General features: G+C 37.7%; 19 protein-coding genes and 1 riboswitch. All 19 genes read right to left on the reverse strand.

The genetic code is table 11. The annotated features are described in order from the left end of the window. Positions 1-2334, reverse strand: a complete 2334-nt coding sequence (locus tag BUB12_RS06000; protein ID WP_072889100.1) for a xanthine dehydrogenase family protein molybdopterin-binding subunit — start codon at positions 2332-2334, stop codon at positions 1-3. After that, positions 2331-3209, reverse strand: coding sequence for an FAD binding domain-containing protein (locus tag BUB12_RS06005; RefSeq protein ID WP_072889102.1), 879 nt, complete (start codon positions 3207-3209; stop codon positions 2331-2333). Before BUB12_RS06005 ends, BUB12_RS06000 begins: the two co-directional genes overlap by 4 nt. Continuing rightward, positions 3206-3817, reverse strand: coding sequence for a nucleotidyltransferase family protein (locus BUB12_RS06010; RefSeq protein WP_084063233.1), 612 nt, complete (start codon positions 3815-3817; stop codon positions 3206-3208). The genes BUB12_RS06005 and BUB12_RS06010 overlap by 4 nt, the downstream gene beginning before the upstream one ends. Further along, on the reverse strand, positions 3814-4302 hold the full coding sequence (locus BUB12_RS06015) for a (2Fe-2S)-binding protein (protein ID WP_072889104.1): 489 nt from the start codon (positions 4300-4302) through the stop codon (positions 3814-3816). The genes BUB12_RS06010 and BUB12_RS06015 overlap by 4 nt, the downstream gene beginning before the upstream one ends. Positions 4303-4481: 179 nt before the next feature. Next, positions 4482-4579: riboswitch (purine riboswitch) on the reverse strand. A gap of 72 nt (positions 4580-4651) precedes the next feature. Then, positions 4652-5995 (reverse strand): 5'-deoxyadenosine deaminase, encoded by a 1344-nt coding sequence (locus BUB12_RS06020; RefSeq protein ID WP_072889106.1) that lies wholly within the window; start codon positions 5993-5995, stop codon positions 4652-4654. Positions 5996-6027: 32 nt separating this feature from the next. Further along, the gene (locus tag BUB12_RS06025; protein WP_072889108.1) at positions 6028-7161 is read right to left on the reverse strand and encodes a M20 family metallopeptidase; all 1134 of its coding nucleotides are present in this window, start codon (positions 7159-7161) and stop codon (positions 6028-6030) included. Next, a complete protein-coding gene (locus tag BUB12_RS06030; RefSeq protein WP_072889110.1) occupies positions 7162-7779 on the reverse strand; it encodes a DUF1989 domain-containing protein in 618 nt (205 codons plus the stop codon). A 20-nt stretch (positions 7780-7799) separates the two neighbouring features. Further along, complete coding sequence (locus BUB12_RS06035; protein WP_072889112.1) at positions 7800-8483, reverse strand: cyclase family protein; 684 nt, start codon at positions 8481-8483, stop codon at positions 7800-7802. Between the two features lie 11 nt (positions 8484-8494). Further along, complete coding sequence (gene ade / locus BUB12_RS06040) at positions 8495-10306, reverse strand: adenine deaminase (RefSeq protein ID WP_072889113.1); 1812 nt, start codon at positions 10304-10306, stop codon at positions 8495-8497. Positions 10307-10314: 8 nt separating this feature from the next. Continuing rightward, positions 10315-10596, reverse strand: a complete 282-nt coding sequence (locus tag BUB12_RS06045; protein ID WP_072889115.1) for a EutN/CcmL family microcompartment protein — start codon at positions 10594-10596, stop codon at positions 10315-10317. Further along, a complete protein-coding gene (locus BUB12_RS06050) occupies positions 10556-11308 on the reverse strand; it encodes a hypothetical protein (RefSeq protein ID WP_234982585.1) in 753 nt (250 codons plus the stop codon). Before BUB12_RS06050 ends, BUB12_RS06045 begins: the two co-directional genes overlap by 41 nt. A gap of 41 nt (positions 11309-11349) precedes the next feature. After that, the gene (locus BUB12_RS06055) at positions 11350-11628 is read right to left on the reverse strand and encodes a BMC domain-containing protein (protein ID WP_072889119.1); all 279 of its coding nucleotides are present in this window, start codon (positions 11626-11628) and stop codon (positions 11350-11352) included. 32 nt (positions 11629-11660) lie between these two features. Next, entirely contained in the window at positions 11661-12095 is a 435-nt protein-coding gene (locus BUB12_RS18285) for a BMC domain-containing protein (protein ID WP_072889120.1), read from the reverse strand. A gap of 26 nt (positions 12096-12121) precedes the next feature. After that, positions 12122-13051 carry a hypothetical protein gene (locus BUB12_RS06065; protein WP_234982586.1) on the reverse strand — a complete coding sequence of 310 codons (930 nt, stop codon included), beginning with the start codon at positions 13049-13051 and terminating at the stop codon, positions 12122-12124. Positions 13052-13079: 28 nt separating this feature from the next. After that, positions 13080-13343 carry a BMC domain-containing protein gene (locus tag BUB12_RS06070; RefSeq protein ID WP_072889124.1) on the reverse strand — a complete coding sequence of 88 codons (264 nt, stop codon included), beginning with the start codon at positions 13341-13343 and terminating at the stop codon, positions 13080-13082. Between the two features lie 31 nt (positions 13344-13374). After that, positions 13375-14715, reverse strand: coding sequence for a UbiD family decarboxylase (locus tag BUB12_RS06075; protein WP_072889127.1), 1341 nt, complete (start codon positions 14713-14715; stop codon positions 13375-13377). Continuing rightward, positions 14702-15280 (reverse strand): UbiX family flavin prenyltransferase, encoded by a 579-nt coding sequence (locus tag BUB12_RS06080; RefSeq protein WP_234982587.1) that lies wholly within the window; start codon positions 15278-15280, stop codon positions 14702-14704. The genes BUB12_RS06075 and BUB12_RS06080 overlap by 14 nt, the downstream gene beginning before the upstream one ends. Before the next feature lie 11 nt (positions 15281-15291). Continuing rightward, complete coding sequence (locus tag BUB12_RS06085) at positions 15292-15885, reverse strand: cysteine hydrolase family protein (RefSeq protein ID WP_072889129.1); 594 nt, start codon at positions 15883-15885, stop codon at positions 15292-15294. A 15-nt stretch (positions 15886-15900) separates the two neighbouring features. After that, complete coding sequence (locus BUB12_RS06090; RefSeq protein ID WP_072889131.1) at positions 15901-17382, reverse strand: dihydroorotase; 1482 nt, start codon at positions 17380-17382, stop codon at positions 15901-15903. Between the last annotated feature and the right edge of the window lie 455 nt (positions 17383-17837).

A 17837-nucleotide genomic window follows, 5' to 3' on the forward strand; every position in this document is an offset into this window, starting at 1 on the left:
TCACCTCGAAATTAAGGATTGTGGTTTACTTTCTTGAATTGCTTGATATACCCGTTCTGGTGTGGCAGGGAGGTGATAAACTCTAGCACCAGTCGCATCATAGATTGCTGACATGATGGCTGGTATAATTGGAATCATGACTACTTCTGCTATCCCTTTAGCACCAAATGGACCAGACTCTTCATTTGATTCTACTGGGATGGTTTCAATTTCAGGTGTCTCTCGAATCGTAGGAATAATATAATCGGTGAAATTCTTTGTCTTATGATAACCATCTTCAATCAGAACATCCTCATACAATGTATAGCCAATCCCCATAACAGCTCCACCCTCTGTTTGACCTTCTAAGCCTTGAGGGTTTAATACTTTTCCGACATCAGGGATAGCTACTACCTTAATAACATCGGTTTGACCTGTTAGTGTATCTACTTCCACAAGTACTACGTGGGTCATGTAACCATATAAATGGTGAGGTGCACCACCAGAATTTTTTAGTTCTTCTTTTTCCTTTGGTAAATAAAAATGTCCTTCAACTCTTTTGGATCTATGTTTATCATGTAAACTTTCATAGATTTCTTCATAAGTTACAAAACGGGTGTGATCATGAGCATCAACTAGTCGATCATATGCTAATTCTATCTCAGAAACAGATACTCCTAATAGATTTGCAGCTTCTTCTGTTAATAAATTAATCATATTTGGGGCAGCGGTAGCGATCGCCCGGCCACCAGTATACGTCGAACGAGAAGCAGAAATTGTACCACTATCAAGCGTTTGTTTCGTATCACCTTGAACAACTACAATTCTATTAATATCGCATTTTAAACATTCCGCAGCTACTTGAGCATAAACCGTTCCATTGCCCGTACCTATTTCTTCAATTGCAACTCCAACTTTAAATTTACCATCTTGTAGCAGTTCGATTGTGGCTGCACCATAATCAGGTGTACCAATCCCCATTCCAACTCCATGAAAAGAAGTTGCAACAGCGACTCCTCTTTTTTTCCAAGGCTCACTTACTTGATTTTTATAGTAATCACGGTTCTTCCACAAATCACATGCAGCAGCTTTATCTAAAGTTTCTATTGTACCTACACTGGATTTCACTACATGTCCGAGACTCGAAATATCTCCTTGTTTATAAGCATTTTTCTTTCGTATTTCAATTGGGTCTAAGCCTGTTTTTTCAGCTAGCATATCAATATGGGTTTCAATCCCAACACATACTTGGTTCACTCCAAACCCACGAAATGCACCAGCAATTCCGTTATTCGTATACACGCAAAAACCTTCCATATCAACATTTGGTATCGTATATGGACCTGACGCATGTTCAATAGCTAAGGCAATTACAGCTCCTCCTAAGGAAGCGTAGGCCCCTGTATCTGCTACTGCTCGAACTTTATTAGCTACTAATGTGCCATCCTTTTTTGCACCTGTTTTCACGGTAACTTTAAAAGGATGTCTTTTAATTCCTGCAATAACTGACTCCTCACGACTTAGGTGGATTTTAACAGGTCTTCCTCCTGTATTCATAGCCAATAAAGCAAGGTAAATTTGGACGGTAATTTCATCCTTTCCACCGAACCCTCCTCCATTTGGACTTGAATAAACATGAATCCGTTCTGGATTTAACGCTAATGCCCTAGCAATTTGTAATTTATCCCTATGCCCATATTGTCCAGGACACTCAATAACGAGAGATCCATCTTCTTCCATTCTTCCCCAACCACCTTCTGTTTCAATAAAGGCATGCATTTGTCTCGGGGAATAAAAGGTATGTTCAAAAATATAATCTGCCTCATCAAATCCTGCATCAATATCTCCATTTTTAATAGTAACGTGGCTATGAATATTCCCATCCTTGTGAAGTTTTGGAGCACCTTGAAGCATCGCATTCTCTACATCAGTCACAGGTTCAAGAACCTCGTAATCTACTTCTATTAAATCAAGAGCCTCATCTGCAGCTTCTACCGTTTCTGCTGCCACCAACGCCACAGCATCAGCAGTACATCGAACGACATCCTCACAAAGGACAGGTTGGTCAGGCGTGACAATTCCAAATCCATTAAATCCTGGGATATCTTTATATGTGAGTACACATATAACATCAGGATGTGCTTCAGCTTTCACCGTATCAATAGATTTTATTTTTGCAAAAGGATATTTTGCTCTTAGTACTTTTCCCCAAACCATATTAGAGTAACTATAATCTGTCTTGTATTTTTGTTCGCCTGTTACTTTTTCAGGTCCATCAATACGCTTCACAGACTTCCCTATCCATTTTAACTTTTGCTCTTCATTCAGCACGTCCTTCTTTGCTTTAGACTTCATTGTTCTTCCCACCTTTTCATCAAACGGTATAACCCTCTTTCCAGTAAGGAACTAGCCATATTCCGTCGATATTTTGCACTTGCACGAACGTCAGAAATCGGCATCACTTCTTTCCAAGCAGCACTGGCAATATCATGTATGACATCATCAAATAATGGATTCAGTTTTAACATATATTCACATTTGGTTGCCCTAATAATTGTTGGAGCAACAGAACCAAAGGCAATTTTCCCTTCTAGGCATTCACGTGGTTTTTCTCCCATTTTTAACGAGATAGCAACATTTACGATCGAAATGGATTGTGCTTTTCTAGGTCCTAACTTCTCAAATATCCCAATCTCATCTTCATCTTGTGAGCGAATAATGATCTTTGTAATTATTTCATCTGATTTTTTCACCGTTCGACCTGGACCTGTAAAGATTTCTCTTATCGGGATTAGTCTTGTATCCGTTAATGAACGTAACTCAATCTTGGCATCTAATACAAATAATGCAGGAATTGTATCTCCTGCTGGGGATGCTGTTGCGATATTTCCACCAATTGTCCCCATATTTTGTAATTGTATTGCACCTATTTCCTTAGCAGCCTGTGCTAAAACGTCAGCTCTTTCATTTATTAGTTTCGACTCCACTAAGTCCGTATGACTGGTCAAAGCACCGATGTGAATCTCATGATTAACTTCCTCTATATAACGCAAAGCATCTAGATTCTTAATATTAATCCATGTATCTGGGTTCCAAACTCCTTCCTTCATTCGAACGACAGCATCCGTACCACCTGCTAACAATTGAACGGAATGTTTTTGATCATTAAGTAAAAGAAGGCATTCATCTAATGTGCTTGGTGAAACCAATGTAGCTTCAGATACCTTCATATTGAACCTCCTTCCGCAGAGTTTATAAAACTGTTGTAATCTTCAGGTCGATTTAAATTTAATAAAACTGAAGGGTCTTTCACTTCTAGATAAGTTATCCTATCATAATAGTTGTGGATAACTTTTTTTAACCCTTGTGTCTTTTCATTTACCTGTAGTAAATCGTCTATTAATCTACTATTGAATAAAACTGGATGTCCTCGTTTTTCTTGATAGACTGGAATAATAATATCTCCATCTTGTTTATTCATTGCTTCCATCATTTGAATTAACGTCATACTTGGTACAGGTTGATCAACTGCTGTAATCATAATTCCTTTAATATTCGATTGAATGGATGTAACTCCTACTCGAATGGAAGAGCTTTTTCCCACTTCGAAGTGAGGATTCTTTACGATTGTTACTGGATATCCTTTAATTTCTTGTTCTAATAATGGCGAACGGTATCCTAAAACAACAATAATTTGATCAAAACCAGCTTCCAGCAATTGTTCCACTTGATATTGTATAAGTGACTTTCCTTGCCATGGGAGTAATCCTTTTAATTTTCCCATCCTGCTAGATTTACCTGCAGCTAATAAAATTGCAGCGAAGCGACTGGGTTTCAATTTTTTACTCCTTGCTGTGTGATAGAAAGTTTAGCAGCTGATTGAACGGCTTTAATTATCTTCGTATAACCAGTACAACGACACAAATTCCCACCTAAAGCAGTTTTTACTTCCTCTTCTGTTGGGACGTGTTCGATTTGATTGAGAAATGATTTAGCACTAACAATAAACCCTGGCGTGCAGTACCCACACTGTGTAGCACCCTCATCAATAAATGCTTGTTGTAAAACATCCATATTTTGCGCAAGGCCGACACCCTCAGCTGTGATTACGGTTTCATTTTCTACTTGCCCAACTAGAACTAAACAGGAACATACAGAAGAACCGTTAATCATAACCGTACACGACCCACATTCTCCCTTACCACAACACTCTTTGCTCCCAGTTAAATCTAACTCCTCTCGTAACACATCGAGCAGTGGTTTAGTTGGGGGAGATGAAACCGCTACTTCATTTCCGTTAACAGTAAAACGAATCGTTTTCAATTAAGCAAACCTCCATTCTTCTATCATATTTCTTATTTGATAAAGTGCATTTGAAAGAGTAGTGAAGTGATGTGATGTTGTTCAATATTTAAAAAATTGATGTATTTAGTGGAAAGTGTGTTAGGACGTTCGTTACGAGGTTAAATAAATTAAGAAAACTACCAAAAGAAGCCCTTCCATAATGAAAGACGCCTTTCCGTAGTAAGGTTTTTGGTTACCTTGTAGAAACCCCCAAACCGTTTATTGGGGCTATACGAAATGGATAAACAAACAAATATACTCTTGTAATTTTTTACATTATATCTGCACTACAATTAGTTGTCAATATGAAATATTCAGAAAAATATATTTAGTTTACTTTCATAATCGAAGGAACTCGATTTAGCAATCGAGTGATTGATTTATTCGCCTCATGTAAGACTACATCTTTTGAAATTGTTTTTAATTTTCTATTTTCCATTACTACCTTACCATTAATAATTGTAGTTTCAACATCTGCCCTTGTAGCCGAGTATACTATTCTAGATATTGGATCTACTTCATAAGAAGGAAAAGTGTGGAAATTGTAAAGATCTAGAATTGCCAAATCTGCTTTCTTTCCAACTTCAATACTACCAATCTCCTTTTCTAAACCAACAGCTTCAGCTCCACCAATTGTTGCCATCCGAAAGACCGTTTTTGCATCCATAGCAGTAGGTCCATGGGTTGGCTTATGAATAATCGATGCCAATCGCATTTCGTTGAACATATCCAAATTATTATTACAAGGTGCTCCGTCTGCCCCTAAGCTAACATTTGCATTCATATTAAGTAAGTCCGGAACATCTGCAAATCCAGATGCTAGCTTCATATTAGAGCCTGGGCAATGACTCATTTTAATTCCACGTTCCTTAACAATTCGTTTTTCTTCATCATCAAGCCAGACACAATGTGCTAATATAAGGTTTTCATTCGCTAGACCAATTTTATCTAAATACACTACATTTCTCATGCCTCTTTGTTTTTCAACAATTTCTATTTCTCCTTTATTCTCTGAAGCATGTGTATGGACCTTTACCTTGTAATAGTTAGACAAATCTCGAACTTCAGTTAACAATTCCTCTGTACAAGAAACTACAAATCGAGGACAAAAAGCATACTGTATTCTCCCATTGTCATAGTTATTCCACTTCTCTAATAAATCAACACTTTGTTGAATGGAAGATTCCGTATCTTCTAGTAATAATGCAGGTACATCCTCTCCCATATCCATCATTACTTTACCTGAGAGACAACGCATTCCACTTTCAGCCATTGCTTGAAATGCAGCATTTGTATGATTCACTGTTTCCATATCCACAATCGTCGTAGTCCCACTTTGGATTAATTCTCCAAGCCCCAACATAGCTGAGTAGTAACTTGATTCTTCATCATGCGATGCTTCTAATGGCCATATTTTCTTCTGTAACCAGTCCATTAATTCTAAATCATCCGCTTGCCCTCGAAACAATGTCTGACAAAGATGTATATGTGTTTGAACAAAGCCCGGTATAATTGTTTTTCCACTTGCGTCAATTACATGTTCAGCTATTATATCTAGATTTTCACCAATTCTTTCGATTCGATCATTTTCTATATAAATATCAGCATGTAAAATATCCTCCTGTGGATTCATCGTAATGATTTGGGCATTTTTAATTAATAGGCTAGACATGTACTTCCCCCCTTTGCAACAAATTTATAATTCTATTTAATTCCACTGTATGTTAATGCGAGTTCTTTATAAAAGTCTATTGATCGTAAGTATGCATGAATGTCAACATATTCATTCGGTTGATGAGCAAGCCTCTCATCCCCAGGGCCATATATAAGAGTTGGTATCTCACTTTCAGGATTTAAAACAGCTCCATCTGTATAATAAGAAACTCCGTAGACTGAATTTTGACCTTTTATATTTAATGCTGTTTCAATTAAAGGACTTGTAGGATCAGTTAGGATCGACGGTCGATCAAGTAATTGATTGATTTTAACTACTGGTGCGTTAGGTTTTGACACAATTTCTTGAATGGACTCTTTTAATTCGTTTAAAAGAGCATCATGAGATTGTGGTGGGATGGAACGAATATCAAGATGCAAGCTACAATAATCTGGTATTACATTCGTCTGGATGCCACCATTAACTTTGGTAACAGCTACACTACTCTCTCCTAGTGGCTCATTAAAAACTTTCCATTTTGATTTATAGGTTTCAATGACCTCCATTATTGGTTTCATCCATTCTACTGCATTAATACCTTGATCTGGCATGGCTCCATGAGCTGTTTTTCCGATTGTTACTATTTCGAGCCAATATGCACCTTTATGTCCAACAACAACCTTTTCCTTAGTTGGCTCACCGATAACCAAAGCCTCAATATCATCCATTTTATTTTCTTCTAAATATTTTCTAGCTCCACAGCTATCTACTTCCTCACCTGCTGTAGCTAGAAATACGAGGTCCATCGGTAATCGGATTTTTTCTTGATGAATTGCTTCCAGTGCAAGAAACATTGCACTAAGACCACTCTTCATATCTGATGCGCCACGCCCGTATATTTTCCCGTCAATAACCTCACCTGAAAAAGGAGAATAATCCCATGGTTGTTCACCAGGTAATACTGTATCCATATGACCACAAAACATCAGTTTTCCTGACCTTTCACCAGTACCTTTTAATACAATTTCAAAATTGAGTCGATTAAAATCTACTTCTGATAGCCGATAGGGGATTCCTTGTTGATCACATTGATTTGCAAGCAACTTAGCGACATCACCTTCATTACCAGGTGGATTAGAACTATCAATTCGAATCATCTCTTGCAAGAATTGTAAAGGATCCATTTATGTCGCCTCCAATATTTGCATCTTTAATGATGTGACCTTCCATCCATTTACAGGTGCCATATCTTGTGAACATGTCGAGCATGCAATAACTACTTCGTCTAATGCCTTCATTCGAACATAGTCACCAGGCTTTGACAATGGTTCGGCAATTTCATAATCTCCAAACTCATCAAGAACATTATTCATAAATAGATTAATAGGATCAGGAATTGGTTCATTCCCTAGTCCAAACGATTCCAATGCATTTTGTAAATTATCATGACAATTAGGATGATTTTCCAATCCGTAATCAACCTTATATCGATAATAATCGCATGCCGGAAAAAAGAAATCATGTTTTCCAACCGTATCCTCCATAAATTCCATTAACGGTCGACGTTTATTACTAAATAACCCGTCACCTACTTTCAAACGAATACTACTTAACGAGGCTCTCATATGAACAGGGGAAACAAACTCCTTAGGATCAAAACGGTTAAAACAGATAAAATCCCCAACTTGCTTTCCATCAACATCAATGATCACCACTTCTTCACCCGGTTGTAAAATTGCTCCTCTACCTTCATAAGGTGGAATAATAATTTCTTCCTTTATTTTTTTGCCATCGTGAAACACCTATTTCACCTCCAAAAGGATTATTCGATAAATACTGCTACTGCACGTATTGGTGAGCCAGTTCCTTTTCTGATTTTTAGAGGTAGCCCAAAATAAAGGAAACGTTTTCCAGCTACTTGATCTAAATTAGCTAAATTCTCCGTATTGGAAATTCCATATTCTCTGCACACTAAATGTCCGGAATACTTCATGTCTTTTGGATTATCTACCGACGGGGAATCCACTGCTATATTGACTACACCTCTTTCAGCTAGCCACTTCGCACCTTCATAATTTAATCCTGTGTATCTCGTTAACCACTCGTCAGTACCATAACACCGATTGTAATGCCCCGTATATAATAAGACGATATCGCCTTTTTCTAATACTTGTTGGGACCGTTTTAGAGCTCTCTCTAATTCAAGTGGTGTTATGTAATCATCCGGTGAGACATGTGAAACATCTAAACATACCGCAGGCCCATAAAAATATTCTAAAGGCATATCATTAATATATTTCCCGTCTGGATCAAATTCATAGGTGGCGTCTGTGTGTGTAGCACCATGCTCATTGATTAAAAGATTATTGGTCGCAAACTCAAAACCTATCTTTTTCTTACTTTCCTCATGAGATATATTTGGAAAAATTAATGTTGGTTGATGTAAAGGAAAAACTGGCATCCCTTGATAAATTTCTTGAGATAGGTCAACTAATTTAACTGCCATCGTATCTCTCCTTACTCAATTACTGGGGGCAGCACTTCAAACTTATCTACATCGATTAACCCCATATCTGTAATTTTCCATTCTGGACTAGTAACCAAGGACCAAAATGATAGATGCATAAATGGTACATGTAAACTACATCCAAGTTCATCTTTGGCAAGACGAGTTAGTTCTGTTATCTTTTCACTAACTTCATTACCACTAAGTTCGTCTGTTATTAACCCACCTACTCGAAGTGGTAAGTCCCCCACTACTTTCCCATCACGAATCATCGCAATTCCACCATCCATTGCAATGACACGATTCACAGCTGTTACCATATCCTCATAGTTCGTACCGGTTACTATTATATTATGTGTATCATGGGCTACACTTTCGGCAATTGCTCCATGCTGCAATTGGAATCCATGTAAAAATGCTTTCCCAATGTTACCTGTTCTTCCATGTCGTTCTACTACTAAAATTGGTAATACATCTTGCTTTAGACAAGGTTGAACAACACCATTTTTAACATTTAAAGAGAATTCTTTCGCACCAGTTAGATTCTGATCTGGAATAGCTACAATGGAACGGACCTTTGCTTTACTCCCTTTAGCATGAATTTGTAAATCTTCTAATTTAACAGGTCCACGCTTCATAGACTTTTTAACACTTTCTGGGTATGTGTACGTACCAAGATTGATCTTTAATTCTCCCTTTTCCGCTGCCAATTTCCCGTTTAGGTATACTTGATCAATCGTCATTTGATTTAAATCATCGATAATGGCGATATTCGCTCTTTTACCCGGTGCCAAAATACCAACATCTTTAAAACCAAAATGGGTTGCAGGATTTATCGTTGCCATTTGAATAGCTTCCACAGGATCTAATCCTTGAGCAATTGTACGCCTAATTAAATCATTCATATGTCCATCTTTTAACAAATCTTCTGGTACCATATCATCCGATACAAGAATGGCTCTTCTTGAATCCATTCCTTCCTCAGTGATGGCACGAATGCATTCTGCCATATTACGTTGAGAGGATCCTTCACGCATAAAGACACTAACACCGTAGCGAAGCTTTTCCATCATTTCTTCCTTAGTTGTCGTTTCATGGCAAGAAACATGGGTTCCACCGCTTATAATATGTGCTGCCAGTTCCTTTCCAAATAAACCAGGTGCATTTCCTTCTACAGTCTTACCAATGCTATTTGCGTATGAAACTGCCGCTACTAAGTCGTCAATTAATTCCGGTGCATTTTCATAAACTGGTCCGATATTACTGAAACTTTGTATTTCCCCTATCCCCTGGACGTATGTGTCATTTAATAATTCTTCCATATGCTTCGAATTCACATCAAATCCTGCTGTTTCCAACCCTGGTGCATCCGGAACAGCTGCTGGTACGGTAAAATATATTTGATTCGGTAAAGTCTTTGCTTCCTTAATCATTTCTTGCATACCATGAACACCTAAGACATTCCCAATTTCATGTGGGTCACCGACTAGTGTTGTTGTTCCAGTAGGTATAGACAAACGGGAAAATTCAGTGCAAGTTAACATAGCACTTTCAAAATGCATATGGGAATCTATAAAACCAGGAGATATAAATTTTCCATTTACATCTTCAACGGTCGTACGCTTACCAATTAATTCACTGGCATCTCCGACCATTAAAATATACTCCCCTTTTATTGCAACGTCCGCTTCATAGATTTCTCTAGTTATTGTATTGATGACATAGCCACCTTTTAATACAATGTCAGCATATTGATTGGCATCAAGTAACACATCAATCAATTTTCTCCATTGTATGGCTTCTTTTAAGTGTTCTGCTTGCATTATATTTGTCACCCCTTAAAATTCCGACATTCTAAACTATCAATAATTCCAACAATTGCTGCATCCACTGGTGCATCTTTATTTCTTACTGCACGCGATGCCATACTACCTTTTACAAAAAACACCTTTTCTCCAATTCCAGCTCCAACTGTATCTACTGTTATTACCGGTTGAGAATCAAGGGGAGCACCATCTAAACCTATGGCCTGAGTAATTAAGAGCTTTGTGCCCACTAAGTTTTCATCTTTTCTAGTTGCGGTTACCCGACCAACCACGATACCCATTTCCATTTTGACTATCCCCTCGTTTCTCTATTATTTCGATACCTTGCTTGCGAGCAATATCACGTGCAAGTGGTGTAATAATTGTTTTTTCGTCTATTACTAGTTCCTGTTCACCAGAAAATGCTATTCTGGTTACATTTTCTTCTGTAATGATTCGACTCTTTCTCATTGTTGAATTTATTTCCTTAAAGATTGTCACATATGACTTGGTACTGTCTACAAATTGAATCCCATATCCCTTTATTTTCTGTAGTTGCTGATGCATTTCTCGTTTTAATAAGGATGTACCTTGGTCCATTCCAGCTTCTCTCCACGATTGATGATATGGATTAATCCCATTAGGACAAACTGCCACTGGTACCCCACTCATCAATGCCCAAAGCATCATTCGAATGACAATTCGTGTATCGTCAAAATTAATTAAATCGTTAGCAACAGAGAAAGGTAATATCGGGATATAAATTTGATCAATTCTCTTTTTCTCCCTTTCAAGTTCTTTGATGGAAATCCAGTCATCTATACCTGTTTTATTGAATAAATCTGTTACAGAATACTTTTTAAGTAGAGATGCATCAGCACAACACCGAACTCTAAAAGGTAAACTCTTTAATTGATTTAGTTCATATAAATCCTTTTTCACACCATTCATGTGATTAAAAAGAAACACTAGCACTGTTTGTTGACGTTCTGAATTATTACGTAAAGCTAATTCTCGCAAAGTTGATTCAACCACTGTACTTTGCTGGCTTCCCAGCACAATTATTCACCTTTATTTAACAGTGCTCGTTCTATTTCACTATGTGGTCTTGGGATTACATGGACACTCACAAGTTCCCCTACACGGCTCGCTGCATCGGCACCAGCATCAGTTGCAGCCTTCACTGCACCTACATCTCCCCTTACCATCACTGTTACTAGACCAAAGCCAACTTTCTCATACCCACAAATTTCTACATTTGCAGCTTTTACCATTGCATCTGCTGCCTCTATAGCTCCTACAAGACCTTTTGTTTCCACTAAACCTAATGCTTCACCCATTTAGATATCCTCCTTGTTTTGTTTATTATTGTTTACGCTTTCTTCCCATTATCATTTTTTGATGCATCTTCTTCCTTTTTGGATGATTCACTTGAATTGCTACTGTTATTTTTTTTATTTGTTGTTCCTTTTTTTCTACCTTTTTTTGTAGCAGTCTTTTTCTTTGGTTTTTCTTCCTTTACTAAAAACTTACTTAATAATTTTTCTTGTACATCTGAATGCGCTCTAGCTATAACCTCGCTAGAAATTACTTGCCCTACATTCTCTGCTTGCTGTATTCCAGCATCAACAGCAGATTTTACTGCTGCAACATCCCCTGTTAAGTGGACTGTCACCCCAACATAACCATTTACACCAATCACTTTCTCCAAACCGACTATTTCTACGTTAGCGGCCTTCACAGCAGCATCTGCAGCAGAAACAGCAGTCGCATAGCCTACCGTTTCAATAAGTCCTAGTGCTATCAAATGGTATATCCTCCTCTCCGGTAAAATTACATCGCGCTAAAGTGGTGGGCAGCTAGCTTTTTTAATTCCCCAATTAACTTCGAAACAATATGATAGTTCCCTTCAAATAGGATGTAATTTTTATGAATATAAAACTGAAACTCATTTGCCGCGAATTTTTCTAATAACTGGTCAACTAGAATTATATTATTGTAATATGAGATTCCTTCCAAAAAGGCAATAGCCTCAACTGATGGACTAGCTTTCAATTGCCTTGATAGCCACGAACTAGGTGAGATAGCTGTATAGGTTTCATATCGTTTCATAGAATTACGATTTAACTTTTGATACAAATCATTCATAATACGTTCAAGCCTTCCAACATCTTCATCATAAAGTTCTGCTGTAAAAGTGGAGTTTGCTTCACTATCCCACATGACATGAAACTTAATGTCTTGATTTTGACGGATCACTTCATTCACAAGTAAAAGATAACTAGGAAGACTATTTGGCATTTGAATCACACCTACAGCAACCCGGTCTAAAGGTCGTTGAAAACTTTGAATTAAATCCATGGAAAGTTCTGGGTAAAACCAAACGAATCCACCGTTTTTTGTTTTTCCTATTAATCTTGACTTTGCATTATATCGCTGATTTTGATGAATATAGTTATTATTTCTTTTTGGTAGGTTTCCTTCTGCCAATGTAATAGAGTTAAGCTTTGAAATAGATTTTTCATTCAATTCCTTACGATTATTAGTGCGTTGTTTTGTTGGTGTATTCTTCAGTACGGCTGCCGGTTTATGAACATTTTCTTTTACTTTAAGTCTGTGGTTTTTTTTCTTCTGTTGGTAATTGGGACGGTTAATATTTTTTAACACGTTATTTGATGTGGGTTTTGAACTGGATTTTTCTTGTACTGGCTTTGAAATGACCGTTTTATTTCCATGCAAGATTTCTTGCACCACTTGTTTCATAACATCTGACAAACTCTTCACCTACCTTTTATAGGATTTTCTTTAATTCCGGATGTGGACGTGGAATAACATTTGAAGAGATAAGTTCACCACCAGTAAGGTCAGGTGCTAATTTTCCCACTTCTATCGCTGCACTGACATCAGCAACATCTCCTTCAATAATTACAGTAATCAGTCCGGAACCAACACGTTTTAAATCTACTAGTCTAATATTTGCTGCTTTAGCCATCGAATCTAATGCCTCGATTGCAGCTGTCAAACCTCTCGTTTCAATTAATCCTATCGCGCTCATTTTGACCCTCCCCTAACTTGAAAATATAATATTACAGGTAGTCTTCTATGTTTATTGTAGGAAATGGTATTGAAGTCCTTTTAAATTCTTCTTTGTGTGATAATGGATAAGTTGCATCAATTCCCATTTTTGCAGATACCCCTCGTAAATTATGGGATGATTCTAATGGTGAACCTTTTGCCCCAGGTACAATAAAGATATCCTGGTCTGCTTGGCATCGGGTAGCGATCGCCCATTCAACATCCTCAGAATTGAAGGGATCCACATCATCATTTACGACTACAACATGTTTTAAGTCTTTATCACTCGCAAATGCAGCCAATGCAGCTTGTTTAGCATCCCCTTCCGTTTTTTTGTCGATCTGAATAACTGCATGAAGCCGAGCCGCCGCTGCCATCGTTACATGCACTGCTTTTACATTAGGTACAACCTGCCTCACTGTTCGTAAGAGAGTCATTTCACGGACGAGACCCATCGGAAGTTTTTCCTCAGCACTTGAAGGAAAAATAGTCTGTGAAATCGGGTTATCTCGGTATGTAATCGCCGACATTTCCACAATTGGTTGTGGCATATTCCCACCATAATAACCTCCAAGTTCTCCGAAAGTTCCTTCGGGGTCACGTTCATTAGGAAGCATTCGTCCTTCCATTACAATTTCAGCTTCAGCTAAAACTTCGATATCTACTGTTTTACACTTCACTACATCAAGCGGTTGCCCTAGCAATGCACTTGCCACATCTAATTTATCTGTATTATATAAATGTGTACTGTATTGGGAAGCTAACACGACAGCTGGAACGACTCCAAACATCACTGCAACCTCCATCGGTTCTCCTCTGTCTTCAAAATACTTGTATTGCTTATATAAATCAGGAGAGGTAATTACTATATTCGTACGGTTCCCATCAATAAACTTCATTCTTCTAATAGAGGTATAACGTTTTTCTCCATCCAAATCTTTGACAACTAATATTCCTGAAACATAGTACGGAGCACAATCATCTTCATGAAAGGTTGGAATTGGGAAAAAATCATCTAAATCAAATGGTCCCATTACTACATTGTCATGAACAGGTCCAGTTGGAACTAAATTAGTCGATATCGGATTTATAATAGAATCAACCATCTTTAATATAAGTTCAGACTCATCGATACCGACACTATCTGCAATTAGTTTGCGATCCCCACCTAAACCGGCAACCATTGGGACGTTATATCCTTTAATATTTTCAAATAGCATTGGTTGTTCGCCATTCAATGATCGGATAACTGCCCCCAATTCAAATTCAGGGTTTACTTCTTTTTTTATTCGATATAGTAGATTCCGTTTCTCCCAGTTTGTTAAAAGTTCTCTTAGATTAATGGGATTCATTCTTCTCCCCCCATCGTTCCATTAAATCATGATCAATATCTAGTTCATCTAGTATTCTAGCTACTAAGAAGTTTACCAACTCCCATATTTCAGTCGGACGATGATAAAATCCTGGACTAGCAGGCAAAATGGTGACACCAGATTCTGCTAAAGTCGTCATATTTCTAAGATGAATTAAATGAAACGGTGCCTCCCTCGGAACAATTACTAACTTCCTTCCTTCCTTCATAACCACACTTGCAGCTCGACTTAATAAATTATCTCCGACTCCATTTGCTATTGCACCGAGTGAATTCATTGAACATGGCACAATGACCATTCCATCTGTTTTAAAAGAGCCACTGGAAACAGATGCAAATAGATTTTGATTCTGATGGATAGTTGCAAACTCTTTTAATTCGTTTATTTTAATGCCGCATTCAAATTGCATTACCTTTACTCCCATTTCGGTTGCAATTAAATGAACTTCAACCCCTAATTGGTGAAGCGCACGGACCAATGTATAACCATACAGTGATCCGCTTGCTCCTGTAATACCCACAATAATTCTTTTCTTTTTGCTCAAGTTATGATTCCTTATACAATTTGTTGATTTTGGGAGAATTTTTTCTTTGCGGCTTCCATGTATTCGGCAGTTGTCATAATTTCACCGAACAAGTCCATATCCCTTAGTCCTGAGCGATGCATGTCATCATCTTTAGAAGCGGTGCCATCAGATAAGGCGATGACGTTGTATCCATGGTATAGTGCGTCAGAAGCCGTACTTCTAACACATACATTTGTCCATACGCCTGTTAACACAACAGTATCAATTGATTCTTCACGGAGGAATAAGTCAAAATCGGTGTAACTAAACGCACTGTGACGACGCTTTTGTACAACATAGTCCCCTTTTTCCTCATCGGGTTCTAGTTCAGGAATAAACTGTGATCCCCAAGTTCCCTTTATCGCATGAACTGGTCTCACTCTAAAATCAGCATCATTTTTCCGGTGGGCTTCTTGGATATGCACCACTTGGATACCATTTTCATGGCAAAAATCAATTGCTTCACGAATTTTGGGAACAATTTTCTCTCCATTTTCACAACGAAGAGCTCCATTTTCTCCAATAAAATCATTTAACATATCGATAATCACCAAAGCATGTTTTTTTCCTTTCAGTTGTACCATTAATACCAACCTCCCTTATTTTTGAACTAAAGCATGTTCTATTCTTTTCGTTGACTCCAGTTCTTTCGCCTTCTCTTCATATACTTCATATTTAATTTCACGGTCTAAGCGCTGAATGCTTTGTCGTTTAACATATTCTCCAAAACCAGCTTCTCCAACAATCCCACCATTGTCTTCATCGTAGACAACTTTTCCTCGGACGATTGTCTGAATTGGCTTTCCTTTTAGATGTAATCCGTGTAATGGGTTATACTTAGCCATTGACTCAGTTTGTTTCTCGTCTATCATATATTCTCTATCTAAATCAATAACCGTAAAGTCTGCATCTGCACCTAATTCCATGGAACCTTTTTTCGGGTATATTCCATAATGGATGGCTGCATTTCTACTTGTAACATCTACAAAACGAGATAATGATAATCTGCCTTTATTTAATCCTTCACTTACTAATATTGGAACCATTGTTTCGACTCCAGGAATTCCAGGAAAACTATTCCAAATATCTGAATCTGGGGCATCTTTTTCTGTTTCTATTTCATATGGTGCATGGTCGGTACCGACAAAATCGATTGTCCCATCTGCTAGGGCCTGCCAGTGTACAATATTGTCCATTCTTTCTCGAAGTGGAGGTGCAATCTTTGCAAACGTGCCTCTTTCCGTCATGGAATCCTGTGCATTTAACATTAAATAATGAGGACAAGTTTCAGCTGTTACTTTAACTCCTCGTTTCTTAGCATCACGTACAAGTTCAACACCCTCTTTGGTACTCATATGTACCACATGTACACGAGCGTCAGTTGCTTCTGCATAGCTTAGGATTAATTGAATGGCCACCTTTTCGGCTAAAGGCATTCTAGCCTCTGCCCATGCTGGACCATCCATTCTTCCCTCTTTTTTCAACTTTTCACTATAGAAGGTACAAATATCATAATTCTCTGCATGAACTCCAATTGGCATTCCAGTAGGCGCAATATGGCTAAATATTTCTAGCATCTCAGCATCAGTTACTTTAGGAAAAGTTGGAACCGATGGCGTCATGTACACTTTAAAGGCAACTACACCCTCTTCAATCTGAGGATAAATATTATTTAACCAGCCATTTCGCACATCTTCACCAGTCATTCCACCCCAGAAGCAATAATCGATATATGCTTGACCTTTTAATGGAGTTATCTTTTTGTGGAAACTATCTCCATCACGTACGGAAGGTTTACTACAGCATGGCATATCAATGTGGGTAGTCACTCCCCCTGCAGCAGCAGAACGACTTCCTGTAGTAAATGTTTCACGATGAGTAAATCCCGGGTCCATAAAATGTGTATGTGGATCAATACAGCCCGGTACAACTAAGTTTCCCTTCATATCAAGGATTTCATCGGCATATAAACCATCCACCGAATTCGTATAACCTGTTATTTTTCCATTATCTACTAAAATATTAGTTTGTACTTTTCGATCACCTTGTGGAATCAATGCATTTTTTAAAATTAAATCCATGTATTTCTCTCCTTCCAAATTCAACAATTCTAGAGTTTTGGGTTTCTTGTAAACGTTTTCAACAAATTAGTATAGTTTTTTCACCTCCTGGACATTTGTATATGAAAAAACCGCAGACTTAACGTAACCCCTACAAATCCTCTTCATAGGAATTACATAAAATCTGCGGTTCAACAACCTTCGCTTAACAAAGATTTAAGTAACCGTTCAAAAACAGTCTAAATGAAAAACGACCTGCGCTTACCATCCAGAGTGTCGAGAAACTATACAATTTTGAAAACAAATCATTTATTTTACATAAAGATGAAGGTAGGTAAACCCACCACATCCTCGTTAACTTTTTAACTTCTTACTAGTATAATAAAGAATTGTTATATAAAAGTCAATATATATTCCGAAAATTTAAATTAAAGCAAATATTACGATGTACATAATTTATGTGTCTCCATCCATTA

Origin of the sequence: Ornithinibacillus halophilus, from assembly GCF_900129485.1 — a bacterium.
Taxonomy (GTDB): domain Bacteria; phylum Bacillota; class Bacilli; order Bacillales; family Amphibacillaceae; genus Ornithinibacillus; species Ornithinibacillus halophilus.

Excerpts from the sequence above, each read along its gene's own strand:
- BUB12_RS06000 (WP_072889100.1), bottom strand. The coding sequence starts at position 2,334 with ATGAAGTCTAAAGCAAAGAAGGACGTGCTGAATGAAGAGCAAAAGTTA.
- BUB12_RS06005 (WP_072889102.1), bottom strand. The coding sequence starts at position 3,209 with ATGAAGGTATCTGAAGCTACATTGGTTTCACCAAGCACATTAGATGAA.
- BUB12_RS06020 (WP_072889106.1), bottom strand. The coding sequence starts at position 5,995 with ATGTCTAGCCTATTAATTAAAAATGCCCAAATCATTACGATGAATCCA.
- BUB12_RS06025 (WP_072889108.1), bottom strand. The coding sequence starts at position 7,161 with ATGGATCCTTTACAATTCTTGCAAGAGATGATTCGAATTGATAGTTCT.
- BUB12_RS06035 (WP_072889112.1), bottom strand. The coding sequence starts at position 8,483 with ATGGCAGTTAAATTAGTTGACCTATCTCAAGAAATTTATCAAGGGATG.
- ade (WP_072889113.1), bottom strand. The coding sequence starts at position 10,306 with ATGCAAGCAGAACACTTAAAAGAAGCCATACAATGGAGAAAATTGATT.
- BUB12_RS06045 (WP_072889115.1), bottom strand. The coding sequence starts at position 10,596 with ATGGAAATGGGTATCGTGGTTGGTCGGGTAACCGCAACTAGAAAAGAT.
- BUB12_RS06055 (WP_072889119.1), bottom strand. The coding sequence starts at position 11,628 with ATGGGTGAAGCATTAGGTTTAGTGGAAACAAAAGGTCTTGTAGGAGCT.
- BUB12_RS06065 (WP_234982586.1), bottom strand. The coding sequence starts at position 13,051 with ATGAAACAAGTGGTGCAAGAAATCTTGCATGGAAATAAAACGGTCATT.
- BUB12_RS06070 (WP_072889124.1), bottom strand. The coding sequence starts at position 13,343 with ATGAGCGCGATAGGATTAATTGAAACGAGAGGTTTGACAGCTGCAATC.
- BUB12_RS06075 (WP_072889127.1), bottom strand. The coding sequence starts at position 14,715 with ATGAATCCCATTAATCTAAGAGAACTTTTAACAAACTGGGAGAAACGG.
- BUB12_RS06085 (WP_072889129.1), bottom strand. The coding sequence starts at position 15,885 with ATGGTACAACTGAAAGGAAAAAAACATGCTTTGGTGATTATCGATATG.
- BUB12_RS06090 (WP_072889131.1), bottom strand. The coding sequence starts at position 17,382 with ATGGATTTAATTTTAAAAAATGCATTGATTCCACAAGGTGATCGAAAA.